We start from the raw sequence: 23,712 nt of genomic DNA, 5'->3' as shown, positions 1-23,712 counted from the left end.
CGGTGGTCACCTGAAGGGAGCAGCGGGGCGAAGAGACCCGCGGCCGTGACAGGGGAGCGCACACCATGCACGCGGACACACGCCCCACGCCCGAGCCCCCACCGCCCACCGACTCCGCGCTCCCCGCTGCGACGGGCCGCCGGGTCGGCGCGCTGCTGCCCGGGCTGCCCACGGGGAACGAGCACGAGCTGTACGAGGGCTACCGCCGGCTGCGTGAGGAGCACCCCCTCACCTATGACGCGTCCGTCGGCGCCTGGCTGCTCAGCCGCTACCGCGACGTCTCCACCGCCCTGACCGATCTTCGCTTCACCCACGGCCACCGGCCCGGCGACGCGGGATGCGCCGGACACCTCGCGCCCGTCCCGCACGCGCTGCGCGAGATCGTCCAGCGCACCGCGTACGTCCTCGCCCGGCGGCTCGCGGGCCGTGACCAGGTCGACCTGGTGGAGGAGTTCTGCCAGTGGCTGCCGTCCGGGGCCGTCGGCGTACGGGGCAGGACGGCCGGCCGGGCGCTGCTCGCCGGACGGTGCGTCTCCCAGGTCTCGGTGCGGCAGAAGGCACTCGCCTCGTTCTTCGCCAATGTGCTCGGCCACCCCGACCGGATGGCCGCGCTGCGGGCCGAGCCGCGGCTGATCGCACGGGCCTGGACCGAGTCGCTGCGGCACGATCCGCCGGTCCTGGTGGTGATCCGCAGGACGGCCGCCGAGGTCACGCTCAGCGGGGGCACGCTGCCGGCGGGCGCGGCCGTCGCCTGCCTGATCGGCTCGGCGGGCCGGGACCCGGAGCGGTTCCGCGACCCCGACCGGTTCGACATGCTCCGGGGCGATCCCGGCCAGCTCACCTTCGGTCTGGGCGGGTGCCCGGCCGTGGCGCTCGCGGCGATGGAGGCCGAGTACGGTCTGCGCGCGCTGAGCGAGGCGATGCCGAGGATGCGCTGGGCCGACGGATTCCGGCCGGTCGCCAGTGGCCTGATCACCCGGTCCCCCCAGACGCTGCTGGTCCGTCCGCGCGGCTGAGCAGCGCCACGGGCCGCGCCGCGAACAGGTCGGCCACCGGCACGGGCACCCCACCGGTGAACTCGCGCTCCCCGCCCAGCAGATCGCTCCACCGGCCCGGCGGAAGTGTCAGAGCCGTGCCCCGCCAGCCGCCCTCGCGCTCCAGCCGCATCGAGAGCCGGGTGACCGCCGTGACCACCTCCTCGCCCCGGCGGAACGCGACGCAGTGCCCCGCCGCCGGGCCGGAGGCGGTCAGCGCCTCGTACGCGGCGCGGGCGCCGAACAGGTCCGGACGCGCCCGGCGCAGCCTGAGCGCCGTGGCCGTCAGGGCCTGCTTCTCCGCACTCAGACCGCCCTGCGGATCCGTCCCCGAACCGCCCGCCGCGCCGGCGGTCAGCGGCTCGGACAACGGCGGGCCGAACGGGGCCGGGGCCCGGTTGTCCGGGTCGACCAGGGCCAGGAATTCGCGCTCCGAGCCCTGGTACACGTCGGGCACGCCCGGCATCGTCAGATGCAGCAGCGTCGCCCCCAGCACGTTCGCCCGCACGTACGGGGCGAGCTCCCGGACGAAACGGGCCACCGAATGCTGCGGGGAACCGGCCGGTCCGCTGCCCACGAACGCCGACACCGCCTTCTCGTACGCCGGGTCCGACTCCGTCCAGCTCGTGTGCACCCCCGCCTCCCGCACCGCTTTGAGCAGTGCCGCCTCCAGCCGGTCGGCGTCGGGGATGCCGAACCCGACGGCCGTCTGCCAGGCCACCCACGCGAGCTGCGCGTCGGGGGCCCCGCCGCCCCCGGACGGGCTCTCGGCCTCCTCCGTGATCCGCTCCAGGAACCGCGCCCACCGCTCCGGGCACTCGGACAGCACCGCGATGCGCGCCCGCACGTCCGCGCTGCGCTTGGTGTCGTGCGTGGTCAGCACCGTGCCCGTGCCCGCCCAGTCGCGGGCCAGACGGGCGCAGAAGGCGTGGAAGGCCGCGGGCTCGACCGCCGGGCTCCCGGGATCGCCGCCCACCTCGTTCGCCGAGATCAGCGGCGCGTACCGGTAGAACGCGGTGTCCTCCACCGACTTGGCCCGCAGCGCCGACGCCGTCTGGGCGAAGCGCGCCCGGAAGCGGACGTGGTCCGGCCCGTCGCCGAGCCGGCCCAGCGCCAGGTCCCGCACCACGTCCACCGCAGCCGCCTCCTCGGGCACGGCGAACGTGTCCCGCGCCGCCCGCGCCGCGTCCTCGGGGAGTGCGGACTCGGCATCGACCCGGTAGGGCCGGTAGACGGGCACGCGGACCAGCAGCTCACGCACGGCCGCGCGCAGCGCCCACGGGGCGTGGTCGCGCAGCCGTGTGTCCGCGGCGCAGATCCGCTCGGCGAGCCGGACGAGCGTCGAGGTCTCGGCAGCCAGCTCATGCGTCACGACCTCGTACGCCGCACGCCGCGCCGTCGCCTCCCACCGTCCGCCGAGACTGTCGTCCACGTCGGTGAAGTCACGGTAGACGCCGACCAGTTGGCGCATGCCGGCCGGGTCGGTGAACAGGCCGTCGACCCTGCGCAGCGCGTCGTACCCCGTGGTGCCCGCGACGGGCCAGCCGGCCGGCAGACGCTCGTCGCCGGTGAGGATCTTCTCCACGACGATCCAGCTGCCCCTGCGGTCCGGCGGCCGGGGAAGGGGACCCCAGCCACCGGTCGCCTCGTCGAGTCTGCGCAGATAGCCCTCGGGGTCGGCCACCCCGTCCGGATGGTCCACCCGCAGCCCGTCGACGACACCGTCGCGCACCAGCTCCAGGATCTTGGCGTGGGTCGCGTCGAAGACCTCCGGGTCCTCCACGCGCACCCCGATGAGGTCCGAGACGGTGAAGAACCGCCGGTAGTTGAGCTCGGTACGGGCAAGGCGCCACCACGCGAGGCGGTACCACTGGGCGTCCAGCAGCTCGGGCAGCGGCAGGTGCGCGGTCGACGCGCGCAACGGGAACCGCTGCTCCCCGTGGTGCAGCACCTCCCCCTCGACCCGCAGCCGCGCCAGCTCGCCGCCGATGCGCCCGGGCAGCACCGGCAGCAGCACCTTGCCGTCCCCGGCGGCCCAGTCGATGTCGAACCAGCGGGCGAACGGCGACCGCGGGCCCTCGCGCAGCACCTCCCACAGCGCGCGGTTGTAGCGCGGGACGGCGGCCATGTGGTTCGGCACGATGTCGACGACCAGGCCCAGGCCGTGCTCGCGGGCCGTGTGGGACAGGCGGCGCAGCCCGTCCTCGCCGCCGAGTTCCTCGCGGACACGGCTGTGGTCGACGACGTCGTACCCGTGCGTGGACCCAGGCACCGCCTCCAGCACCGGCGACAGGTGCAGGTGGGAGACGCCGAGGGTGGCGAGATAGGGAACCGCCGCCTCGGCGGCCGCGAACGGGAAGTCCGGCTGCAGCTGGAGCCGGTAGGTGGCCGTGGGTGTCATGCGAACATACGTACCCGCCCTGAACACTTCTGTGCCGCCGGTCCCGGCCGTTCGGTCGATCGAGTGATCATCCGCCGGGCCGGGAACTTCCGCGGGCGCCTCCCGCGGCCCGGGCTACGCGGGCCTGCGCAGCACGGTCAGGCTGCGGCCCACCAGCGGCAGCACCTCCCCCGCCGACACCATCGGCCCCTTGCCGGGCGGAACGCCCTCGCGCCGTGCGGTGTCCACGACGACCTGCCACTCCTCGCCGTGGTTGACGGGGACGGTGAACTCCAGCTCGTCCGCGCTCGCGTTGAACATCAGGAGGAAGGAGTCGTCGGAGATCCGCTCGCCCCGCGGCCCCGGCTCGGAGATGGCGTGACCGTTCAGGAACACGGACAGCGCCTTGGCGTGCGCGGCCTGCCAGTCGCGCTGGACCATCTCCTCCCCCTTCGGCGTGAACCAGGCGATGTCCGTCAGCTCGTCGTGGGTGCCCTCGACCGGACGGCCGTGGAAGAAGCGGCGCCGCCGGAAGACCGGGTGGTCGCGCCGCAGCCAGACCATCGTCTTGGTGAAGGTCAGCAGCGAGCTCTCCTCGTCCTCGCCCGGATCGGGCCAGTGCACCCAGGAGATCTCGTTGTCCTGGCAGTAGGCGTTGTTGTTGCCGCCCTGGGTGCGGGCGAACTCGTCGCCGTGGCTGAGCATCGGCACGCCCTGCGAGAGCATCAGCGTCGCGATGAAGTTGCGCATCTGCCGCTCGCGCAGCTCCAGCACGCCGGGGTCGTCCGTCTCGCCCTCGGCCCCGCAGTTCCAGGACCGGTTGTGGCTCTCGCCGTCGCGGTTGTTCTCGCCGTTGGCCTCGTTGTGCTTGCTGTTGTAGGAGACGAGGTCGTGCAGGGTGAAGCCGTCGTGGCAGGTGGTGAAGTTGATCGAGGCCAGCGGCCGGCGGCCGTCGTCCTGGTAGAGGTCCGACGAGCCGGTCAGCCGGGACGCGAACTCGGCCAGCGTGCGCGGCTCGCCGCGCCACAGGTCCCGCACGCAGTCGCGGTACTTTCCGTTCCACTCGGTCCACAGGGGCGGGAAATTCCCCACCTGGTAGCCGCCCTCGCCGACGTCCCAGGGCTCCGCGATCAGTTTCACCTGGCTGACCACCGGGTCCTGCTGCACGAGGTCGAAGAACGAGGACAGCCGGTCGACCTCGTGGAACTGGCGTGCGAGCGTCGCCGCGAGGTCGAAGCGGAAACCGTCGACGTGCATCTCCGTCACCCAGTACCGCAGTGAGTCCATGATCAGCTGCAGCACGTGGGGACTGCGCATCAGCAGGGAGTTCCCGGTGCCGGTGGTGTCCATGTAGTACCGGCGGTCGTCCATCAGCCGGTAGTACGAGGCGTTGTCCAGACCGCGGAAGGACAGGGTCGGCCCCAGGTGGTTGCCTTCCGCGGTGTGGTTGTAGACCACGTCCAGGATGACCTCGATGCCGGCCTGGTGCAGCGCCCGCACGGCCTGCTTGAACTCCAGCACCTGCTCGCCGCGGTCGCCCCAGGAGGCGTAGGAGTTGTGCGGGGCGAAGAAGCCGATGGTGTTGTAGCCCCAGTAGTTGTTCAGCCCCGCGTCCACCAGCCGGTGGTCGTTCACGAACTGGTGCACGGGCATCAATTCCAGCGCCGTCACGCCCAGTTCCGTGAGGTGGGAGATGACGGCCGGATGCGCGAGGCCCGCGTACGTGCCGCGCAGCTCCGGGGGCAGCTCCGGGTGGAGCATGGTGAGGCCCTTCACATGGGCCTCGTAGATCACGGTGCGGTGGTAGTCCGTGCGCGGCGGACGGTCGTCGCCCCAGTCGAAGTACGGATTGACCACGACGGACGACATCGTGTGCGGTGCCGAGTCGAGGTCGTTGCGGGAGTCCGGTCTGCCGAAGTGGTAGCCGTAGACCGACTCGTTCCAGTCGATGGACCCGCTGATCGCCCGCGCGTACGGGTCGAGCAGCAGCTTCGCGGAATTGCAGCGCTGCCCGCGGGCGGGCTCGTATGGGCCGTGGACCCGGAAGCCGTAGCGCTGCCCGGGCATCACCCCCGGCAGGTACGCGTGCCGCACGAACGCGTCGGTCTCGCGCAGCTCGACCGCGGTCTCCGAGCCGTCGTCGTGCAGCAGACACAGCTCGATGCGTCGCGCGGCTTCGGAGTGCACCGCGAAATTGGTGCCGGCGCCGTCGTACGTGGCGCCGAGTGGGTACGCCTGTCCCGGCCAGACCTGCATAGATTCGACTCTTCCATTTCTGATCCGGGTGTGGGGGACTACTTGGCGAAGATCCTCCCCCAAAGTGGAGCAACCTCCTAGGACTTCGAACCGTCCTACCGGGTGACCAATGGGGATCCTGGGGGAAAGGGGGGACAAGTGCGCCAATTGGTGCGCCGTCACCTGGGGAAGCTCTTGGCGGGGACCGCCATGGCGGTGACGGGTACGGCCCTGATGGTGGGAATCACTCTGCCGGACACGGCGGGCGCCGACGACGCGAACGGGGCGGGCGGCCAGGCCCGGGTCCCGGCCGCGGCAGGCCCGGCGGGCGCGGGGGAGGGCGGTGAGGCCGGGAGCGGCTCGGCCGCCGAGTCGCGGCCTCCTGCCGTCGCGGTGCCGCGTGAGGGAGAGCGGGGGGTCGGCAGGGACCCGCTGACACCGGCCGAGCTGAGCCGCGCGGAGCGGATCGCGCTGACATCGGCTGCCCGGTCGGAGGGCGAGAACGCGACGGGCGGCCGCGGTCCGCAGCACGTCGCGACCAATCTCGCGGAACCGCCGCCCACCGCTCCGGAGGCGGCCGTGCGCCGTGCCGAGGTCAGCTTCTACGACTACCGGACCGACGAGCTCGTCACCTCGACCGTCAACCTCGACTCCGGCAGGGTCGAACGCACGGGCGTCCAGCGGGGCGTCCAGCCGTCGCCGCACCCGGAGGAGCTGCGCGAGGCCGTGGCGCTGATCCTGGCCGACCCGCTCGGCTCCGACCTGAAGGCCGACTACCGGCACGCGACGGGCCGGTCCCTCACCTCACCCGATCAGCTCTGGTTCAACGGCGACGTCTACCGCACCCACCGCGAGAAGGACGTGCCGAAGGAGCTGGACCGCTGCGGCGAGCACCGCTGTGTCCGCCTCGTCACCAAGGTCGTGAACGGTCCCTGGATCGAGATCCGGAATCTGATCGTCGACCTGAGCGCCCGGACCGTCGCACGCGTCGGCTGACCGGCCGCCGCGCCGCTGTGGCGGCGCACCGTCCCGCACAACCTGTGCCACTACGTCCGCACGTCCCGGTGAGGGAGTACGTCCAGATGCCCGTGAACACACTCGTCCGCGTCCGCAGGCGCGGCGCGCTGCTGGCGGCGGCCGCGCTGCTCGGCAGCGCCGGCGCCGCCACCGGCCCGGCCTCCGCCGCTCCCGCAGCGGCGGGCGGCGCCCAGGCCGCCCCCAGGCCGCCGCACTCCGACTGCAGCGTCGCCTACCGCATCGAGCAGAAGCTCGACGGCGGCACGACCTGGCGGATGTGCTGGCGCTACGACACCGGCCACGGCCTGATCCTCGACAGGATCACCTATCAGCCCAAGGGCGAACGGCGTCCCATCCCGGTGCTGAACAGCGCCAAGCTCGCCCAGATACACGTGCCGTACGACGACGGCAACGCGGAGTACGACGACCTCACCGGCGCCGGATTCGGCTGGGGCCTGCAGAACCTCGCGCCCGCCGAGTGCCCCGGCGGCACGGTCACCAAGGTCAGGGTCCCGGAGATGGGGACGGTCGACGGCCTGTGCACCACCACCCGTGCCCGCGGCCACGCCTACCGGCTCGCCGGCGACGAGGGCACGAAGGTCTGGCAGGCCCAGGGCAAGGACCTGCTGGTCTACACGGTCAACAAGGTGGCCTGGTACGAGTACATCACCGAATGGCGGTTCTCCTCCGACGGCACCGTCTCCGCCAACGTCGGCGCGACGGGCAGCCTCGCACCCGACGACTACAACGCCGCCGACGGCCGCGGGTGGCCGATAGGCAAGGGCGCCCGCGACTACGCCACCAGCCACGCCCACAACGTGTTCTGGCGTCTCGACTTCGGCCTCGACGGCGGTAACACGAACCGGGTGGAGCAGTACGACTCGAAGGTCACCGCCCCCACGGGCGACGGCAGTCCGACCGTGAAGACGACCCGGACCCCTGTCACCAAGGAACTCGCCGGAGACGCCCGCACCATGCGCTGGTGGCGCGTGGTCAGCGCGCGGGGCAAGAACAGGGACGGCCACGCCCGCTCGTACGAGATCGTGCCCGGCCCGTCCAGCAGGCACGAGGGCCGCCCCTTCACCAAGCACGACATCTACTTCACTCAGAACAGGGCCTGCGAGCAGTTCGCCAGCGACAACGTCCTCGACTGCGGGAGGAACGCGCCCACGAGCGTGGACAAATGGGTCAATGGTGAGAACCTCACCAATCCGATCGTCTGGGTCAACATCGGGTTCCACCACATCGCCCGGGACGAGGACCAGCAGCCCATGCCGGTCCACTGGCAGGGCTTCCAGCTCGCCGCACGGGACGTGACGTCTATGAATCCGCTCACTCCGGCCGATCTCGCCGAGCAGAACGGCCATCACGATCACGGGAGTTGAGAAACAACCGGCTCATCCTGCTGCACCGCCTCCCGCTCCCGGAGTAGGCTTCCTTGATCGTTGAAGACGGCGTTCCAGGAAAGCAGAAGGCGGTGCGCGGGTGAGCTCGGGAGGCCTGGAGCTGCCCCCAGGTGACGCGGGTCACGAGGGGGGAGACTCTGCCGAGGTCCCACCGGGAGCGGTTTCGCTCGCGCGGCCCATGGAGATCGGGGCGGAGCTGGACTGGGGCGCGGAGGCCTGGAGCGAGGTGCGCACGCGCGCCCAGCGGGCAGGCCGCGCCTACATCTGGCTGAATCTGGTGGAACAGCGGCTGCGAGCGGTGGTCGCCGCCGTGCTGCGGCCCATCTACGACCCCGTGCACGGCGAGGACTGGGTCGTCGCGGCGGCCGGCCCCGCGGGCCAGGAGTGGGTGCAGCGGGCGGTCGCCGTGCGGGAGGTCTCGCGCCGCAAGGGCTACCTGCTGGACCCGGCGGACGACAACGTCCTGTCCTTCCTCACCCTGCCCCAGCTGCGCGAGCTGATGGTGCAGCACTGGCCCTGCTTCGAGCCGTACTTCGACGACCGGCGCGACGTCGAACTGGCGCTGGACGAGCTGGAGGTGGCGCGCAACGTCGTCTCCCGCAACCGGGCGCTCAACGAGGCCGTCCTCGCCCAGGCCGAGCGCGCCTCCGCCCGCCTGCTGGAGATACTCGGCAGCGGCGCCGGAGTGCCCTCCGCCGACCGCCTCCCCGTCGACGCCGTCGAGGACCTGGTCGGCGACCGGTACGCGGACGTCGTCTCCGTCCACCCCGACCGGGTCAGGCTCCAGCGCCAGCTGCCGGCCGAGGACCTCTTCGGCGGGGCGCGTCGCCTCGACGCGATCGGCATAGGCCTGAACCTTCTCGTGCAGAACTTCTCCGGCCGCCGCCTCGTGAGGCTGGCCGAGTCCGGTTGCCGGGTCCGGCTCCTCTTCCTCAACCCGGCCAGCAGCGCCGTCAAGCGGCGCGAACGCGAACTCGGTATCAAGAAGGGCGAGTTGAGCCGCACCGTGGAGATGAACATCCTCCACATGCGCCGGGTCCGCTCCCGGCTGCGGGACCCGGGCGCCTTCGAGATCCAGGTCTTCGACGAGACCCCCCGCTTCACCGCCTACCTCGTGGACGGCGACGGCCCCGACGGCCTCGCGGTCGTCCAGTCCTACCTGCGCCGCGCCCGCGGCATGGAGGCCCCCGTGCTGGTCCTGCGGGGAGACAGGCGCTCGGTGGTCCGCTCGGGGCAGGACGGCGAGAGCGGACTCTTCCAGACCTACCGCGAGGAGTTCGAGTCGGTGTGGACCGACTCACGCCCCGTGTCCTGATCCGGCGGAGTACGGTTCCCGCCTCGTTGTCAGTGGTGCGTGGGAAGGTGGGGAACCAACGGGGGAAGCACCATCGCACCATGGAGGAGGGGGCATGATGTCCTGGCACGGGGGCCCACTGGCCGGCTTCGATCTGGAGACCACGGGCACCGATCCGCTCGACGCCCGCATCGTGACGGCCGCCGTCGTCGAACTGCACGCGGGGGAGCCGGTGCTGCGCCGCGGCTGGATGGCCGACCCGGGGATACGGATCCCCGAGCAGGCCTCGGCGATCCATGGCATCAGCAACGAGCGCGCGGCGGCGGAGGGCAGGCCGGCCCGCGAGGTGGCCGACGAGGTCGCCCAGGTGCTCACGGGGTACTGGCAGCGGGGTGTCCCGGTCGTCGCGTACAACGCGGCCTTCGACCTGACGCTGCTCACGGCCGAGTTGCGCCGCCATGGACTGCCCTCGTTGAGCGAGCGGCTGGACGGCCGCCCGATCGGCCCCGTCATCGACCCGTACACGATCGACCGCGCCGTCGACCGCTATCGCAAGGGCAAGCGCAACCTCGAGGCGGTCTGCGCCGAGTACGGCGTCGTCCTCGACCGCGCCCACCGCGCGGACGCGGACGCGCTCGCCGCGGTCCTCGTCGCCCGGGCGATAGCCGAGCGCCACCCGTCGGTGGCGCGCCTCGACCCGGGCCTGCTGCACGAGCGCCAGGTGAGCTGGTACGCGCAGTGGGCGGCCGACTTCCAGAGCTTTCTGCGCCGCAAGGGGAGCCCGGAGGCCGTGGTCGACGCGTCCTGGCCCCTGCGCGCCCTCGCCCCCGCGGGGGCCTGACCGCCGGGGCCTGTCGGGCCGAGGGCGTTGAACCGGGCCGGAGGGCGCTTCCCGCGCCGAGGTCGTTCCGGGAGCCGGCTCGGCGTGGAGACACCACCGGGGCGGGCGCCTGCGCGTCCGGCCCGGGCGGCAAAGCCGCCGCCGCGCCGTGGGCCTCGGGGTGCGGTCGGTCGGCAGGCGACCCCGTACCGGTGGTCGTGCTCAAGGGGAACCGGCAGTCGCCCAGGGACCGGAGGCCCTCCGGCTGGCCGAGGTGTTCTCGTCGGCGGGGAACGGGCCGCCGTGTGTGGCCGAGGGGGCCGACGCGGTGCCGGGTGCCGGGCCGCCGCCGTGGCTTGCCGGCCCGGTTTCGGAGGCGAGGGACGAGTGTTCGCCGGCCGTGCCCGTGGTGAGCGTGCCGCACCGCTCGGTGGTTCAGAAGGGGTACCAGCGCACCTCGGGGTCGTCGTCGCGCAGTGAGGCCACCCGGCGGCGGAACTCGGCGAGCGCCTTGGGGTTCGTCGGGGCGTGCTGGGCCACCCACGCGCAGCTTGCCGTCTCGCGCGCACCGCGCAGGACCGCGCAGCCGTCCCACTCGCGCACGTCCCAGCCGTACGCGGCGGTGAACGCGTCATAGGCGGCCGGATCGAGGCCGTAGCGGTCGCGGGACAGAGCCATGACCACGAGGTCGTGCTCGCGCAGGTCGCAGGAGACCGTCTCCAGGTCGACCAGCACCGGGCCGTCCGGGCCCACATGGACGTTGCGGGGCAGCGCGTCGCCGTGGATGGGGCCGGGCGGCAGATGCGGCGTCAGTGAGGCCGCCGCCTCGGCGAAGCCGTCACGGCGCTCGCGCAGATACGCGGCGTCGGCGGCGTCGATCGCGTCCCCGGCCAGCCGCAGCCACCGTTCGACCCCGCCCAGCAGATCGCGGCGGGGCAGCGCGAAGGAAGGAGCACCGAGCGCATGGACACGGACCAGCAGTTGTGCCAGATCGGCCGGTGCCGCCGGGCGCACGGCGTCGGGCAGCCGGTGCCAGAGCGTCACCGGGTGGCCGTCGACGAGCTGCGCCCGCGGCTCCGCCGCGCGCACCGCGGGGACCCCCGCGTCGGCCAGCCAGGCCGCCACCGCAAGCTCCCGCTCGGCACGCGGCAGCAGCTCGGCGTCACGGCCGACCTTCACGACGATGTCGCCCGCCACGAAGACCGCGTTCTCGCCGAGTGCCAGCAGCGCGGCGTCACGGGCGGCGGCCACAAGCCCGGCCGCCGCCAGTACGTCGCGTGCCCGTGTCTCGTCCATCGGTCTCTCCCAGCCCAGTGCCCTGTCGTGTATCGGGCAAAGTCTCGCATCCGTGCAGGTGGCCTTGACGAACCGACGACCCGTCAGCACGATGACGGGGCCGCCGGGGCGGCGGATCAGGACCCGGTCAGGGCCGGGCCGCCCGAAGGAGTCGAATACATGACATCGGCGACCGCAACGGCGCGGTTAGGGAGGAAACCGGCCTTCGGCCCCTGGTTCCTCGTCCTGCCCGCGCTGATCCCCATCCTGTTACTGAGCGTCGGCCCGCTGCTCTACGGCATCGCGCTGGCCCTCACCGACTCGCAGGCGGGCCGCACCGAGCCCACCCAGTGGGTCGGCACACTCAACTTCCGGGACCTGCTGCACGACACCCTGTTCTGGGAGTCGTTCCGCGTCGGCCTGCTGTGGGCGGCCGGAGTGACCGTCCCGCAGTTCCTCCTCGCCCTCGGCCTCGCCCTGCTGCTCGACCAGCGGCTGCGGCTTCGCTGGCTCGCCCGTGCGCTCGCCATCGTGCCCTGGGCCATGCCCGAGGTCGTCGTCGGCATCATGTGGCGGCTCGTCTACAACCCCGACGCCGGCATCCTCAACGAGACCCTCCGCGACCTGGGCCTCGGCGACGGACGCGACTGGCTGACCGGCCTCGCCACCGCGCTGCCCGCCGTGGTCCTCGTCGGTGTGTGGGCCGGCATGCCGCAGACCACGGTGGCCCTGCTGGCCGGTCTCCAGCACACCCCGCACGAGCTCCACGAGGCGGCCGCCCTGGACGGAGCGGGCGCCTGGCGCCGGTTCCGCACCGTCACCTGGCCCGCGCTGCGACCCGTCGCGCTCGCCATCACGGCGCTCAACCTCATCTGGAACTTCAACGCGTTCGCCCTGGTCTACGTGCTGACCAACGGAGGACCGGGCGGACGGACCCGGCTGCCCATGCTCTTCGCCTACGAAGAGGCCTTCCGCTACGGCCAGTTCGGCTACGCGGCCGCCATGGGCTGCGTCATGGTCGCCGTCATGTCGGTGATGCTCGCCTTCTACCTCGTGGGACGGCTCAAGGGAGGCGACGAGACATGAGCGCGCTGCGCACCAGCAGAGCCGGACGTGCCGGGCAGTACGTCGCGCTGGTCTGCTATCTGGCCTTCCTCGCCTTTCCGTTCCTCTGGCTGGTCTCCACCGCGTTCAAGCCGGCGCGGGAGCTGGGATCCCTGCACCCCACCTGGATCCCCCAGCAGCCGACCCTCGACAACTTCCGGCAGGCCTTCGACGAACAGCCGCTGCTCCAGGCCGCGGGCAACAGTCTGCTCGCGGCGCTCGCCGCGGCCCTGACCGCCGTCGTCATCGCGACCCCCATGGCGTACGTGATGGCCCGCCACCGCGGCAGGCTGACGACCGCGGCCACCGGATGGGTCGTGGTCAGCCAGGCGTTCCCGTTCGTCCTGGTGATCATTCCGCTCTTCCTGATCCTCAAGAACCTCCATCTGATCAACACCCTCTTCGGGCTGATCATGGTCTATGTCGTCTGGTCGCTGCCCTTCGCGCTGTGGATGCTCGTCGGTTACGTCCGGGCAGTGCCGGAGGAGTTGGAGGAGGCCGCGGCCGTGGACGGCGCCGGCCGGCTGCGGACGCTGGTCTCGGTGACGGCCCCGCTGCTCGCGCCCGGGATCGTCGCCACCGCGCTCTTCGCGTTCATCACCGCGTGGAACGAGTTCTTCTTCGCGCTCGTGCTGCTCAAGACCCCGGAGAAGCAGACCTTGCCGGTCGTCCTCACACACTTCCTCGGCGCGGAGGGCGTCGCCGACCTCGGGCCGCTCGCGGCGGCCGCGTTCCTCGCGACGCTCCCCTCGCTGGTCATCTTCGCGATCATCCAGAAGCGGATCACGGGCGGCATGCTCGCCGGGGCGGTGAAGAACTGATGCGCGCACGACTGCTGCCCGCGGCCGTCGCCGCCCTCGCCCTGCTGCTCACCGGCTGCGGCGGGGACGGGGACCGCGCCGACGGAAAGATCAGGCTCCGTTTCCAGTCCCTGGCGTGGCAGAAGGAGTCCGTCGACGCCAACAAGGAACTGGTGAGGGAGTGGAACGAGTCCCACCCCGACATCCAGGTCGAGTACGTCCAGGGCAGTTGGGACAGCGTGCACGACCAACTGCTCACCTCGTTCGAGGGAGGCGAGGCGCCGGACATCATCCACGACGCCTCCGACGACCTCGCGGACTTCGCGTACGGCGGCTACCTCGCCGACCTCACCGATCTGCTGCCCGAGCGCCTCAAGGCCGACATCCCGCGGCAGAGCTGGCGGACGACCACCTTCGGCGACGGCGTCTACGGCGTGCCGTTCCTCCAGGAGCCCCGCGTCCTCATCGCCAACAAGAAGATCCTGGACGCATCCGGGGTCCGTGTCCCGACGGCCGGCCGGCCGTGGAGCTGGGCGGAGTTCCGGCAGGTGACGAAGGACCTGGCCGAGCACATGGGGGAGGGGAAGTACGGCATAGCCTGGCCGCTGAAGGAGCCGGTGTCCGTGACGCTCAACCTCGGGCTGTCCGCCGGCGGACAGCTGTTCCACCGCGGTGACGACGGCAAGGTCACCGTCCGGTTCACCGAGGGGGACGCGGTGGTGCCCCGGACCGTCCACGACCAGGTCAACGTCGACAAGAGCGCCACGCGCAGCACGCTGGGCTCCGGTGGTTCGGACACACTGCCCGGCCTCTTCGGCGGCAAGTACGCCATGGTTCCGCTGGGTTTCTCCTACCGGCAGCAGATCGTCCGGCAGGCACCCGAGGGATTCGAGTGGACGGTGCTTCCCGCGCCTGCCGGGCCCGGCGGGCCGGCGCAGGGCGTGAGCCCACAGACCTTGTCGGTCGCCGAGGACAGTCCGTACAAGAAGGAGGCGGCGCGGTTCATCGACTTCATGCTCCAGCCGAGGAACATGGTGCGGCTCGCCCAGGGCGACTGGATGCTGCCGACGGGGACCGAGGCGCTCGACGACCCGGCCCTGCACACGGACAGGCACGGCTGGGCCACGGGCGCCGAGCTCGCCCGGCATCTCCGGTCGGCTCCGGCGCAGTCGGTGCGCGGGTATCCGGAGTGGAAGGACAAGGTCGCGACCCCGGCGTACCAGGAGTACTACAGCGGGGCGATCGACGCCGGCGAACTGCGCGAAAGGCTGGTCGGGGACGGCAATCTGGTACTGGCCCGCTATCAGCGCTGAGCCGGCGCCGGGCACCGGTCCGACGCCACGTGCCGGCCGCCGGCGCCGCGCGCTGACGGGCGCGAGCCCCTCCCAGCCGTGTGCGGGCTGCCGAACGGCAGCCCGCACACGGGAGACGGGGTCACAGCGGGCAGACGCCTGTCCGCTATGCGCCCACGCGTTCCGGCTCGCGCCTTCCCGGTGCAGGCGAGTCGGCGGCGGGCTCGTCGTGGGTGAGGTCCGGGAGCCAGTGGAGCCACTTCGGGAAGTACCAGTTGCGGTCGCCCAGCAGCGCCATCACAGCCGGCAGCAGTACGCCGCGGATGATCGTCGCGTCGATCAGGACCGCCGCCGCGAGGCCCACACCCATCTGCTTCATCGACTGCATCGACAGCGTTCCGAAGATCGCGAACACCGCCACCATGATGACCGCCGCGCTCGTCACCACGCCCGCTGTCGTCACCACGCCGTGCGTGATCGCCTCACGCGTCCCCCGGCCCTGGAGCTTCGCCTCGCGGATACGGGAGACCACGAACACGTGGTAGTCCATCGACAGCCCGAAGAGGATCACGAACAGGAACAGCGGCAGCCACGCGATGATCGCGCCCACGCCCTCCGCGCCGACCAGTGACGCGCCCCAGCCGTGCTGGAACACGGCCGTCAGGATGCCGTACGCCGCGGCCACCGACAGCAGGTTGAGGACGATCGAGGTGACCGCGATCGTCAGAGACCGGAACGACAGCAGCATCAGCACGAAGGCGAACACCACCACGAACCCGAACACCGGTGCCACCGCGCCCGTCAGCTGGTCGTTGAAGTCCTTCGAGCCCGCGACCTGACCGCTGATGGGAGCCTCGAGCCCGTCGACCTCGCCCAGGGTGGCGGGACGCACCGTGTCGCGCAGCAGTTCCAGGCTCTTCTCCGCCCGGTCCTGGTCGGAGCCGCCCACCAGGGGGACGTAGACGAACGCGAGGTTGTGCTCCTTGTGCGTGACGACCTCGACCGGGCCCTGGGACGCGCCCGAACTCACCGCCTGCGCACGGAAATCGGCGATGGCGCGGCGAACGGGTGCGGAGTCGATGTCGTCCGCCTTGATCACGACCTCAGCCGGGTCCGCCCCGCCGGGGAACGCCTCGTTGATCCGTTCGTACGTCGCCACGATCGGCACGGAGTCGCCGAACTCCTGGTCCAGGGTGAAGTTCTGTGTCTTCATGCCGACCGCGGGCAGCGCGACCGCGACCAGCGCACCCGCCGCGACCAGGAACGACACCAGCGGGCGGCGAAGCACCCCGCCGAGCACCGCCGTCCAGACCCGGCTGCCGCCGTCTCCCCTCGTGTCCCGCTTCGTACGGCGCAGGAACGGAACCCGGCCCTTCTCCACCCGTTCGCCGAGCAGCGACAGCAGCGCGGGGAGCACCGTCACGGACCCCGCCATCGCGACCGCCACCACGATCAGCGACGCCAGGCCCATCGACTCGAACTCGCCGATGCCGGTGAAGAGCATGCCGGCCATCGCGACGCACACGGTCACACCGGAGACCACCACGGCACGGCCGCTGGTCGCCGCCGCGATCAGGATCGCGGTCCGGCCGTCACGGCCCGCAGCCCGCTCCTCGCGTTCGCGCCGCAGGTAGAACAGGCAGTAGTCGACGCCGACCGCGAGACCGACCAGCAGCATCACGGAGTTCGCCGTCTCGCTCATCGGCATCACCTGGCTCACGACGCCCATCAGGCCCATCGTCGCCATGATCGCCGTGATGGCCAGCAGCACCGGCAGAAGTGCCGCGACCAGAGCGCCGAAGGCGATGAGCAGAATGCCGAGCGCGACGGGCACCGCGGAGAACTCGGCCCGCTGGAAGTCGTCGCCGAACGCCTCGTCGAACGTCTTGTTCATGCTGGCGCCGCCGATCTCCTCGATCCGCAGCTCCCGGTGGCGTTCCTGCACATCGGCGACGGCCTCAAGGACCGGGTCGATCCGCTCGCTCGCGGTGTCGGGGTCGCCGCGTACGTCGAACTGGACGAGCGCGCTGCGCCCGTCCTTCGAGATGCTCCCGGTGTCGTACGGCGAGGTCACGGCGGTGACTTCACGGGTGCCGTCGACAGACTTCATCACGTCGTCGACGGCGGCGCGGAAGGCCGGGTCCGTCGCCTTGACCGACCCGTTCCGTGCCTGGACGAGTACGGTCTCGCCCGCGGGCTCGGCGATGCCGGCCTCCTCGGTGATGCGCGCCGCCTGCGTCGTCTCACCCGACAACTGCTCGCTGTCCTTGAGTTCCTCCCGGCCGGTGGCCGACCCCGCGACCATGGCCAGCAGGACGAACAGCACCCAGATCCCCACGGCGGCCCAGCGGTGCCGAGCGCTCCAGCCGCCCGCCCGCGCGGCGATCCCGCGCGTTCCCCCTCCAGCTCTCCCCATGATCTTCACGCCCCCTTGTGCGTCGCTCCACAGACGGCGGTATTCGCCGCCGTGTCCGCTTCGAAGCTAAGGGCGTATTCAGGTCGTCTCGTCCTGCCGGCCGACGAGGGGAACCGGCAATGCCCTCCTCCTTCAGAAGGGGGCACATCCCCGACATGGGGGACCGAAGCCCCTTACATCTATGGGCAGTTGAAGCCCGAGTCCGACTTGGGCGGCCCTGGCCGATTTCTTATTGCGAAACCTTGTTGAGTAAGTCACAGGTAGATGAAGGTCTTGATCTGGGCGCGTCAATCGGTCAGGGTTTCGAACCAGTCCCCGGAGTTTTTACGGCCGCGGGGCAATCCCCCCCACAAATGATGACGAGGAGACCCCTCTTCATGGCAACTCACAAGCGCTCGAACCGGATCAAGCTGACGGCGGCCGTGACCGCCGTTGCAGCTGCAGCGGGTGTAACGCTTCTCAACACGTCCTTCGCCGGCGCCGCGGCGCCCGCCGAGGGCAAGATCTACGGCGCGAACGCCGAAGGCGCCGTCGCGGGCAGCTACATCGTGATGCTCGACCAGAAGGCCGACAAGAAGGAGCTGGCCAAGGAGTACGGCGGCACGCTGAAGCGCAACTACAGCTCCGCCATCAACGGCTTCTCCGCCAGCGGCCTTTCGGAGACCGAGGCCAAGCGCCTCGCCGCCGACCCGGCCGTCGCCAAGGTCGTGCAGAACAAGAAGTTCACGATCAACGCCACCCAGGAGAACCCGCCGTCGTGGGGCCTGGACCGCGTCGACCAGGCCGACACCGCCGGTGACAGCAAGTACACCTACCCGGACACCGCCGGCGAAGGCGTCACCGCGTACGTGATCGACACCGGAGTCCGCATCTCCCACAAGGACTTCGAGGGCCGCGCCACGCACGGCTTCGACGCCGTCGACAACGACGACAGCGCCGACGACGGCAACGGACACGGCACGCACGTCGCCGGGACCATAGCCGGTGCCGCGCACGGCGTCGCCAAGAAGGCGAAGATCGTCGCCGTCCGCGTCCTCGACGACAACGGCTCCGGCACCACGGAGCAGGTCGTCGCGGGCATCGACTGGGTCACCCAGAACCACCAGGGCCCCTCCGTCGCCAACATGAGCCTCGGCGGTGGCGCCGACGAGGCCCTCGACGAGGCCGTCCGCAAGGCGATCGCCGCTGGTGTCACCTTCGGCGTCGCGGCGGGCAACGAGTCCAGCGACGCGGGCCAGGGCTCCCCGGCCCGTGTCCAGGAGGCCATCACGGTCGCCTCGTCCACGAAGGACGACGCCCAGTCGGACTTCTCCAACTTCGGCGAGATCGTGGACATCTACGCGCCGGGCTCGGACATCACGTCCTCCTGGAACGACAGCGACGAGGGCACCAAGACCATCTCCGGCACGTCGATGGCGACCCCGCACGTCGTCGGCGCCGCCGCGGTCTACCTCGCCGGACACCAGGACGCCACCCCGGCGGACGTCGCCAAGGCGCTCACCGACGGTGCCACGGCCGACAAGATCACCAACCCGTCCTCCGGCACGCCGAACAAGCTGCTGAAGGTCGTCGAGTGACCAAGGGCCCTTCCTCCGCCCGCACCTGATGCGGAGGAGGGCCCCTGGGGGTGTCGTCCGGGCCGGAACTTTGCCGCCCGGGCGGCACCCCCGCGGCGTGTGCGCCGCCGAGCCGGCGGCCCCCGTGCCCTCCCCCACGGGGCGCGGCGGCCGCCTTATCGTGTGCCCATGACGACGAGGTACGCCGCCCTGCTGCGCGGAATCAACGTGGGCGGCAAGAAAAAGGTCCCCATGGGCGAACTCCGCGCGCTCCTCGCGGAGTTGGGTCACAGCGACATCGCCACCTACCTGCAGAGCGGCAACGTGGTCTTCAGCAGCGCGGCGGGCGACGAGCGGGCGCTCGCCGCCGGGATCGAGGAAGCCGTCGAGCAGACCTTCGGCTTCCGGGTCGACATCCTCGTGCGCGACGGTGCGTACCTGCGGGCGGTCGCCGACGCCTGCCCCTTCCCCGCTCACACGCTCCAGGGCAAGCAGCTGCACGTGACCTTCCTCTCCGAGCAGCTCGCGCCCGAGCGGCTGGCGTCCGTCGACGCCGCGGCCCTCCTGCCGGAGGAGTTCCGGCTCGGCGACCGGGTGATGTACCTGTACACGCCGGAGGGCCTCGGCCGCTCCAAACTCGCCGAGGTGCTGGGCCGGCCGAGCCTTTTCAAGGGCGTCGTCGCGACCAGCCGCAACTGGAACACCGTCGTCAAACTGGTGGAGATGACCCGTGACTGAACTCGTGACTGAACTCGTGACCGAAGCCGTGACCGAAGCCGTTGAACCCGGGACCGATGCCGTGAACGCCGCGATGGAGGCGGAGTTTTGGCTGCTCGACCCGGCGGTGCGGTCCAGCCCCGAACAGCTCGCGCGGCTCCTCCACCCCGGCTACACGGAGTTCGGCACCTCGGGCCGGCTCTGGGACCGCGAGTCCATACTGTCCGCTCTGTCGTCGCCGGGCGCGCCCTCGCACCGGCCGATCACCACCTCCCGGATGAGAGGAGTGCAGCTCGCGGCCGACGTCGTGCATCTGACCTTCGACACCGAGTCGGGCGGCCAGCGTGCCCACCGCAGCTCGATCTGGCGGCGGACCGGCGGCGACTGGCTGCTCTGGTTCCACCAGGGCACACGCTTCGCGGAGACGGGAGCCCCGTAGCCGCTCGCGGTACGGCGAGCCGCGAACCGCGACACCGGAATGGCCCACCGGAACGGAAGGCGAATGGCCCGTGGGAGCGTGCCAATCCATGGCTAGGGTCGACGTCATGGACACCGCGCAGCGCACCGACGGCCCGGCCGGCTCGCAGAAGACCGTCGTGGACTTCTACTTCGACCCGGTCTGCCCCTTCGCCTGGATCACCTCACGCTGGATCCTCGAGGTCGAGCGAGAGCGCGCCCTCGACCTCCGCTTCCGTCTGATGAGCCTGTACCTGCACAACATCGGCAACGAACTGCCCGACTGGTACCGCGATCTCGTGGACCGCTCCGTCGGACCGGTGCGCGTCCTCGCGGCCGCCGCCCGGCAGCACGGCGACGGTGTGCTGCGCGACCTCTACACCGCACTGGGCACTCGGATCCACCGGGACCGGAACGAGGACTTCGACGCGGTCGTCACCGAGTCCCTGGCCGAACTCGGCCTGCCCGCCGCACTGGCCGCGGCAGCGCACGACCCGTCGTACGACGACGAGGTGCGCGCCAGTCACGACACCGGCAAGGACCCGGCCGCCGAGGCGTACGTGGGCACCCCCACTCTGCACGTCGACGGCACCGTCTGGTTCGGCCCGGTCCTCAACTCGATCCCGCGGGGCGAGGAGGCCGTCGCCCTCTTCGACAGCTTCCGGGTGCTCGCCGGCCACCCCGACCTCTTCGAACTCAAGCGCGCCCGCACCGGCAGCCTCGTCTTCGACTGACGGCGGCGCTGTCGCGTTTGTTCAAGACCCGCGCACCGGGCGCGGCGCAGGATACGGGGCATGAACAAGGACACCGTGTACCCCTGCCTGTCGGAATGCGCCGCCGAGGCCGCACGGGTCGCCCGGGGCGCCGCCGCGAGCGGGCTCACCGGACCGACGCCGTGCACCGACTGGGACATCAGGACGCTCGTCAACCATCTCGTGCTCTACACGGCCCACGGACTCGAACACCGCGCCCTGCGCCGGCAGTTGTCCGCTGAGCTCACCGCCCGCGACTTCACGGCGGACGCCGACTGGCCACTGAGCTACGCCGAGCAGCTGGACCGCGCCCTCGCCGCATGGTCGGACCCGGCGGTGTGGCAGGGCGAGGTGGATCTCGGCTTCACGAGCATGCCGGCAGGCGATACCGTCTCGCTGATCACCAAGGAACTGGCCGTGCACGGCTGGGACCTGGCGCGCGCGACCGGGCAGGAGTACCGCGTCTCCCAGGCGGCGGGCGCACTCGTCCTGGATGTCGTGGAAGCCCACGCCGAGATCTATCGGCAGTACGGCGGATTCGCCGCGCCCGTCGCGGCGGACGGGTCGGCTACCGCGTTCGAACGGGCCCTGGCGGCGGCGGGCCGCGACCCCCGCTGGACCGCGCCCGTCACCGCCTGACCGTTACGCGGTGAATGCCAGGGCACGCTCCCGGGTGCGCGCCTCGTCGTAGCGGGTCAGCAGCAGACGGGCCAGCTCCGGCCCGGGGCCCAGCACATCGGCCAGCACGTCCGCGTCCCGCGCGCCCTCCGCGATGCGGTCCGGCAGGCGCCCGGGGGCGATCACGTACGGCGCGACCGCCACCCGGCGCACGCCGAGGGCGCGCAGCTCGCGCACGGCGTCCTTGGTGCTGGGGAAGCCGTCGGCGGATACAGCGGAGGCGAACGCAGGTCGCACGGCGCACCAACCGGTGTGCCGCAGCTCCCGCGCTGTCTGGTCGATCACTGCGATCGCCTCCGGGTCGGTGGAGCCCGCCGACGCCAGCACCAGGCCGGTCGAGCTCTTGTCGGCGGGGCCGAGCCCCGCCTCGTACAGCCGTCGGTGGACGGCGGACAGCAGCAGCGGCGAGGGACCCAGCACCTCGGCCTGCCGTATGCCGAGCGACGCGGGAGCCTCGCGCAGGACGGCGGGGATGTCGGCCTTCGCGTGGAAGGCACGCGTCAGCAGCAGCGGCAGCGCCACCACCTCGCGGACGTCCTCGGCGGCCAGACGCTCCAGCACGCCCGTCACCGACGGCACGTTGAAGTCCAGGAAGCCGACCTCGACGCGCAGCCCCGGCCGCAGCGACCGCACACGCCGGACGAGGGAGTGCACCGTCGCGGCGTGACGCGGGTCGCGGCTGCCGTGGGCGATCACGAGGAGGACGGGCGCGCTGCGGGTGCCCCCGGACGGAGTCTGGGGGAGCTTCCTCGACAGAGTGGCCGCCGGTGACCGGAGGGCGGGGCTGTGCATCCGGACTCAGCTCCTGACGAGGAGACCGCGGCTGCGCAGCACCCACCGCTCCAGCGGACTGAAGATCAGCAGGTCGATCGCGATGCCGACGATCAGGATCAGGACGATGGCGAGGAACACGCCGGCCATGTCGGCGTTGTTGCGCCCGTTCTCCAGCAACTGGCCGAGCCCAAGGCCCAGATCGGGGGAGGACGCGATGATCTCCGCCGCCATCAGCGACCGCCACGAGAACGCCCAGCCCTGCTTCAGGCCCGCCACGTAACCGGGCAGCGCCGCCGGCATCACGATGTGCCAGGTGCCCTTCAGCCCGGTCGCGCCGAGCGTGCGGCCCGCCCGCAGGAACAGCGGGGGCACCTGGTCCACGCCCGACACCAGGCCGTTCGCGATCGAGGGGACCGCGCCCAGCAGGATGACGGCGAACATCATCGAGTCGTTCAGCCCCAGCCAGATCACGGCGGGCGGCACCCAGGCCACCGACGGCAGGGACTGCAGCCCGGACAGGATCGGCCCGATCGCGGCGCGGACGAACTTCACCCGGGCGACCAGCAGGCCGAGCGGCGTGCCGATCGCGAGCGCCAGCAGGAAGCCCAGCAGACCGCGGGACACGCTGGTCCACACGACGTCGAGCAGCGTGCCCTGCAGCCACATCTCGGACACGCTGTCCCACACCGCGGACGGCGCGGGCAGCTTGTAGGCCTCCGTGACCTCCGCCCAGACCAGCAGCTGCCACACCACCAGCACCAGGGCGACGGCGGTCAGCGGCGGCAGCACCTTCCGCAGCAGCACCTCGCGCACCGGCGTGCGGCTGACCTGCACCGCGTCCAGCGCGTCGAGACCGGCCTCCAGCCCCGCGAGGTCGTCGTTCTTGACCGTGGCCTTCGCGGTCGTGTCAGTGCTGGCCATGTCGGCGGATCTCCCCACGCAGTTCTTCGGTGATCTCGACGGACAGCTCCGCCACCGCGGAGTCCTCGATGCGCCGCGGCTGATCGATGTCCACGGTCCACTCACGGGCGATACGGCCCGGCCGCGACGACAGCAGCACCACGCGCTGCGCGAGCCGCACCGCCTCGCGGACGTTGTGCGTCACGAACAGCACCGAGACGTTTGTCTCCCGCCAGATGCGGGTCAGCTCGTCGTGCAGCACGTCGCGCGTGATGGCGTCCAGCGCCGCGAACGGCTCGTCCATCAGCAGCAACTGGCTGTCCTGCGCCAGTGCGCGAGCCATCGCGACCCGCTGCCGCATACCGCCCGACAGTTCGTGCACCCGCTTGCCGTACGCGCCGCCGAGCCGCACCAGCTCCAGCAACCGCTCCGCCTCCGGGCGGCGCCGCGACTTCGGCACGCCGCGCAGGCGCAGCGCCAGTTCGATGTTCTTGCCCGCGCTCAGCCACGGGAACAGCGCGTGCTCCTGGAACATCAGGGCGGGCCGGCCGCCGGGGGTCTCGATGGATCCCGCCGTCGGCCGGTCCAGCCCCGCGACCAGGTTGAGCAGCGTCGACTTGCCGCAGCCCGAGGCCCCCAGGAGGGTGACGAACTCGCCCGGAGCGACATCGAGCGTGATGTCGTCCAGGACGAGCTGGGTGCCGGCGGGGCCGGCGAAGGACTTGGAGACATGCCCGATCCGGGCCGCGTACTCGGTGCGCACGCGGTCGTCGGCCTTGGCGATGGCAGTGGCCATGGTCGTCACC

General features: G+C 71.6%; 20 protein-coding genes. 13 read left to right on the top strand and 7 right to left on the bottom strand.

What is annotated here, in order from left to right; all coding sequences use genetic code 11:
• Nucleotides 1–65: 65 nt before the first annotated feature.
• Complete coding sequence (locus AB0K02_RS20920; protein ID WP_365993969.1) at nucleotides 66–1,016, top strand: cytochrome P450; 951 nt, start codon at nucleotides 66–68, stop codon at nucleotides 1,014–1,016.
• Here AB0K02_RS20920 and treY read toward each other — a convergent pair.
• Together treY and glgX are read right to left on the bottom strand one after the other, a co-directional pair.
• Nucleotides 973–3,435 (bottom strand): malto-oligosyltrehalose synthase, encoded by a 2,463-nt coding sequence (treY, locus tag AB0K02_RS20915; RefSeq protein ID WP_365993968.1) that lies wholly within the window; start codon nucleotides 3,433–3,435, stop codon nucleotides 973–975. The genes AB0K02_RS20920 and treY overlap by 44 nt on opposite strands.
• Nucleotides 3,436–3,549: 114 nt before the next feature.
• Nucleotides 3,550–5,670 (bottom strand): glycogen debranching protein GlgX, encoded by a 2,121-nt coding sequence (gene glgX / locus AB0K02_RS20910; protein ID WP_365993967.1) that lies wholly within the window; start codon nucleotides 5,668–5,670, stop codon nucleotides 3,550–3,552.
• Between the two features lie 138 nt (nucleotides 5,671–5,808).
• Here glgX and AB0K02_RS20905 point away from each other — a divergent pair, with 138 nt between their 5' ends.
• From AB0K02_RS20905 to AB0K02_RS20890, 4 genes are all read left to right on the top strand, one after another.
• The gene (locus tag AB0K02_RS20905; protein WP_365993966.1) at nucleotides 5,809–6,645 is read left to right on the top strand and encodes a Tat pathway signal sequence domain protein; all 837 of its coding nucleotides are present in this window, start codon (nucleotides 5,809–5,811) and stop codon (nucleotides 6,643–6,645) included.
• Between the two features lie 86 nt (nucleotides 6,646–6,731).
• Nucleotides 6,732–8,051: a copper amine oxidase gene (locus AB0K02_RS20900; protein ID WP_365993965.1), complete on the top strand. Its 1,320-nt coding sequence runs from the start codon at nucleotides 6,732–6,734 to the stop codon at nucleotides 8,049–8,051.
• A gap of 100 nt (nucleotides 8,052–8,151) precedes the next feature.
• Nucleotides 8,152–9,387 carry an SAV2148 family HEPN domain-containing protein gene (locus AB0K02_RS20895; RefSeq protein ID WP_365993963.1) on the top strand — a complete coding sequence of 412 codons (1,236 nt, stop codon included), beginning with the start codon at nucleotides 8,152–8,154 and terminating at the stop codon, nucleotides 9,385–9,387.
• Nucleotides 9,388–9,484: 97 nt separating this feature from the next.
• Nucleotides 9,485–10,207, top strand: a complete 723-nt coding sequence (locus AB0K02_RS20890; protein ID WP_365994054.1) for a 3'-5' exonuclease — start codon at nucleotides 9,485–9,487, stop codon at nucleotides 10,205–10,207.
• A 414-nt stretch (nucleotides 10,208–10,621) separates the two neighbouring features.
• Here AB0K02_RS20890 and AB0K02_RS20885 read toward each other — a convergent pair whose 3' ends face one another.
• Nucleotides 10,622–11,482, bottom strand: coding sequence for an aminoglycoside phosphotransferase family protein (locus AB0K02_RS20885; protein WP_365993962.1), 861 nt, complete (start codon nucleotides 11,480–11,482; stop codon nucleotides 10,622–10,624).
• Nucleotides 11,483–11,641: 159 nt separating this feature from the next.
• Here AB0K02_RS20885 and AB0K02_RS20880 point away from each other — a divergent pair, with 159 nt between their 5' ends.
• Genes AB0K02_RS20880 through AB0K02_RS20870 form a run of 3 tightly spaced genes read left to right on the top strand, consistent with a single transcriptional unit; the run spans nucleotide 11,642 to nucleotide 14,678 of the window.
• Nucleotides 11,642–12,547 carry a sugar ABC transporter permease gene (locus AB0K02_RS20880; RefSeq protein WP_365993961.1) on the top strand — a complete coding sequence of 302 codons (906 nt, stop codon included), beginning with the start codon at nucleotides 11,642–11,644 and terminating at the stop codon, nucleotides 12,545–12,547.
• Nucleotides 12,544–13,386 (top strand): carbohydrate ABC transporter permease, encoded by an 843-nt coding sequence (locus AB0K02_RS20875; protein ID WP_365993960.1) that lies wholly within the window; start codon nucleotides 12,544–12,546, stop codon nucleotides 13,384–13,386. Before AB0K02_RS20880 ends, AB0K02_RS20875 begins: the two co-directional genes overlap by 4 nt.
• A complete protein-coding gene (locus AB0K02_RS20870; RefSeq protein ID WP_365993959.1) occupies nucleotides 13,386–14,678 on the top strand; it encodes an extracellular solute-binding protein in 1,293 nt (430 codons plus the stop codon). Before AB0K02_RS20875 ends, AB0K02_RS20870 begins: the two co-directional genes overlap by 1 nt.
• Nucleotides 14,679–14,823: 145 nt before the next feature.
• Here AB0K02_RS20870 and AB0K02_RS20865 read toward each other — a convergent pair whose 3' ends face one another.
• Nucleotides 14,824–17,073: an MMPL family transporter gene (locus AB0K02_RS20865; RefSeq protein WP_365993958.1), complete on the bottom strand. Its 2,250-nt coding sequence runs from the start codon at nucleotides 17,071–17,073 to the stop codon at nucleotides 14,824–14,826.
• A gap of 377 nt (nucleotides 17,074–17,450) precedes the next feature.
• On the opposite strand from AB0K02_RS20865, the gene AB0K02_RS20860 reads away from it, so the two are divergent.
• The 5 genes from AB0K02_RS20860 to AB0K02_RS20840 all read left to right on the top strand — a co-directional run bounded on the left by AB0K02_RS20860 (nucleotide 17,451) and on the right by AB0K02_RS20840 (nucleotide 21,193).
• Complete coding sequence (locus AB0K02_RS20860) at nucleotides 17,451–18,650, top strand: S8 family peptidase (RefSeq protein ID WP_365993957.1); 1,200 nt, start codon at nucleotides 17,451–17,453, stop codon at nucleotides 18,648–18,650.
• A gap of 168 nt (nucleotides 18,651–18,818) precedes the next feature.
• Nucleotides 18,819–19,367 (top strand): DUF1697 domain-containing protein, encoded by a 549-nt coding sequence (locus tag AB0K02_RS20855; protein WP_365993956.1) that lies wholly within the window; start codon nucleotides 18,819–18,821, stop codon nucleotides 19,365–19,367.
• Nucleotides 19,360–19,785: a nuclear transport factor 2 family protein gene (locus tag AB0K02_RS20850; protein WP_365993955.1), complete on the top strand. Its 426-nt coding sequence runs from the start codon at nucleotides 19,360–19,362 to the stop codon at nucleotides 19,783–19,785. The genes AB0K02_RS20855 and AB0K02_RS20850 overlap by 8 nt, the downstream gene beginning before the upstream one ends.
• A gap of 106 nt (nucleotides 19,786–19,891) precedes the next feature.
• Nucleotides 19,892–20,536, top strand: a complete 645-nt coding sequence (locus AB0K02_RS20845) for a DsbA family protein (protein WP_365994053.1) — start codon at nucleotides 19,892–19,894, stop codon at nucleotides 20,534–20,536.
• 60 nt (nucleotides 20,537–20,596) lie between these two features.
• Entirely contained in the window at nucleotides 20,597–21,193 is a 597-nt protein-coding gene (locus AB0K02_RS20840) for a TIGR03086 family metal-binding protein (RefSeq protein WP_365993954.1), read from the top strand.
• Between the two features lie 3 nt (nucleotides 21,194–21,196).
• Here AB0K02_RS20840 and AB0K02_RS20835 read toward each other — a convergent pair whose 3' ends face one another.
• From AB0K02_RS20835 to AB0K02_RS20825, 3 genes are read right to left on the bottom strand one after another with little or no spacing between them, the layout of a single operon-like run.
• On the bottom strand, nucleotides 21,197–22,024 hold the full coding sequence (locus AB0K02_RS20835) for a sirohydrochlorin chelatase (RefSeq protein ID WP_365993953.1): 828 nt from the start codon (nucleotides 22,022–22,024) through the stop codon (nucleotides 21,197–21,199).
• 6 nt (nucleotides 22,025–22,030) lie between these two features.
• On the bottom strand, nucleotides 22,031–22,927 hold the full coding sequence (locus tag AB0K02_RS20830; protein ID WP_365993952.1) for an ABC transporter permease subunit: 897 nt from the start codon (nucleotides 22,925–22,927) through the stop codon (nucleotides 22,031–22,033).
• The gene (locus AB0K02_RS20825) at nucleotides 22,914–23,702 is read right to left on the bottom strand and encodes an ABC transporter ATP-binding protein (RefSeq protein ID WP_365993951.1); all 789 of its coding nucleotides are present in this window, start codon (nucleotides 23,700–23,702) and stop codon (nucleotides 22,914–22,916) included. Before AB0K02_RS20825 ends, AB0K02_RS20830 begins: the two co-directional genes overlap by 14 nt.
• Nucleotides 23,703–23,712: the final 10 nt, after the last annotated feature.

The sequence above is a fragment of the Streptomyces sp. NPDC049597 genome, from assembly GCF_040675505.1.
Classification (GTDB): domain Bacteria; phylum Actinomycetota; class Actinomycetes; order Streptomycetales; family Streptomycetaceae; genus Streptomyces.
This window is presented reverse-complemented; position numbering and strand designations above follow the sequence as displayed.

Excerpts from the sequence above, each read along its gene's own strand:
- AB0K02_RS20920 (WP_365993969.1), top strand. The coding sequence starts at position 66 with ATGCACGCGGACACACGCCCCACGCCCGAGCCCCCACCGCCCACCGAC.
- treY (WP_365993968.1), bottom strand. The coding sequence starts at position 3,435 with ATGACACCCACGGCCACCTACCGGCTCCAGCTGCAGCCGGACTTCCCG.
- glgX (WP_365993967.1), bottom strand. The coding sequence starts at position 5,670 with ATGCAGGTCTGGCCGGGACAGGCGTACCCACTCGGCGCCACGTACGAC.
- AB0K02_RS20900 (WP_365993965.1), top strand. The coding sequence starts at position 6,732 with ATGCCCGTGAACACACTCGTCCGCGTCCGCAGGCGCGGCGCGCTGCTG.
- AB0K02_RS20890 (WP_365994054.1), top strand. The coding sequence starts at position 9,485 with ATGTCCTGGCACGGGGGCCCACTGGCCGGCTTCGATCTGGAGACCACG.
- AB0K02_RS20885 (WP_365993962.1), bottom strand. The coding sequence starts at position 11,482 with ATGGACGAGACACGGGCACGCGACGTACTGGCGGCGGCCGGGCTTGTG.
- AB0K02_RS20880 (WP_365993961.1), top strand. The coding sequence starts at position 11,642 with ATGACATCGGCGACCGCAACGGCGCGGTTAGGGAGGAAACCGGCCTTC.
- AB0K02_RS20875 (WP_365993960.1), top strand. The coding sequence starts at position 12,544 with ATGAGCGCGCTGCGCACCAGCAGAGCCGGACGTGCCGGGCAGTACGTC.
- AB0K02_RS20870 (WP_365993959.1), top strand. The coding sequence starts at position 13,386 with ATGCGCGCACGACTGCTGCCCGCGGCCGTCGCCGCCCTCGCCCTGCTG.
- AB0K02_RS20865 (WP_365993958.1), bottom strand. The coding sequence starts at position 17,073 with ATGGGGAGAGCTGGAGGGGGAACGCGCGGGATCGCCGCGCGGGCGGGC.
- AB0K02_RS20860 (WP_365993957.1), top strand. The coding sequence starts at position 17,451 with ATGGCAACTCACAAGCGCTCGAACCGGATCAAGCTGACGGCGGCCGTG.
- AB0K02_RS20855 (WP_365993956.1), top strand. The coding sequence starts at position 18,819 with ATGACGACGAGGTACGCCGCCCTGCTGCGCGGAATCAACGTGGGCGGC.
- AB0K02_RS20845 (WP_365994053.1), top strand. The coding sequence starts at position 19,892 with ATGGACACCGCGCAGCGCACCGACGGCCCGGCCGGCTCGCAGAAGACC.
- AB0K02_RS20840 (WP_365993954.1), top strand. The coding sequence starts at position 20,597 with ATGAACAAGGACACCGTGTACCCCTGCCTGTCGGAATGCGCCGCCGAG.
- AB0K02_RS20835 (WP_365993953.1), bottom strand. The coding sequence starts at position 22,024 with ATGCACAGCCCCGCCCTCCGGTCACCGGCGGCCACTCTGTCGAGGAAG.
- AB0K02_RS20830 (WP_365993952.1), bottom strand. The coding sequence starts at position 22,927 with ATGGCCAGCACTGACACGACCGCGAAGGCCACGGTCAAGAACGACGAC.
- AB0K02_RS20825 (WP_365993951.1), bottom strand. The coding sequence starts at position 23,702 with ATGGCCACTGCCATCGCCAAGGCCGACGACCGCGTGCGCACCGAGTAC.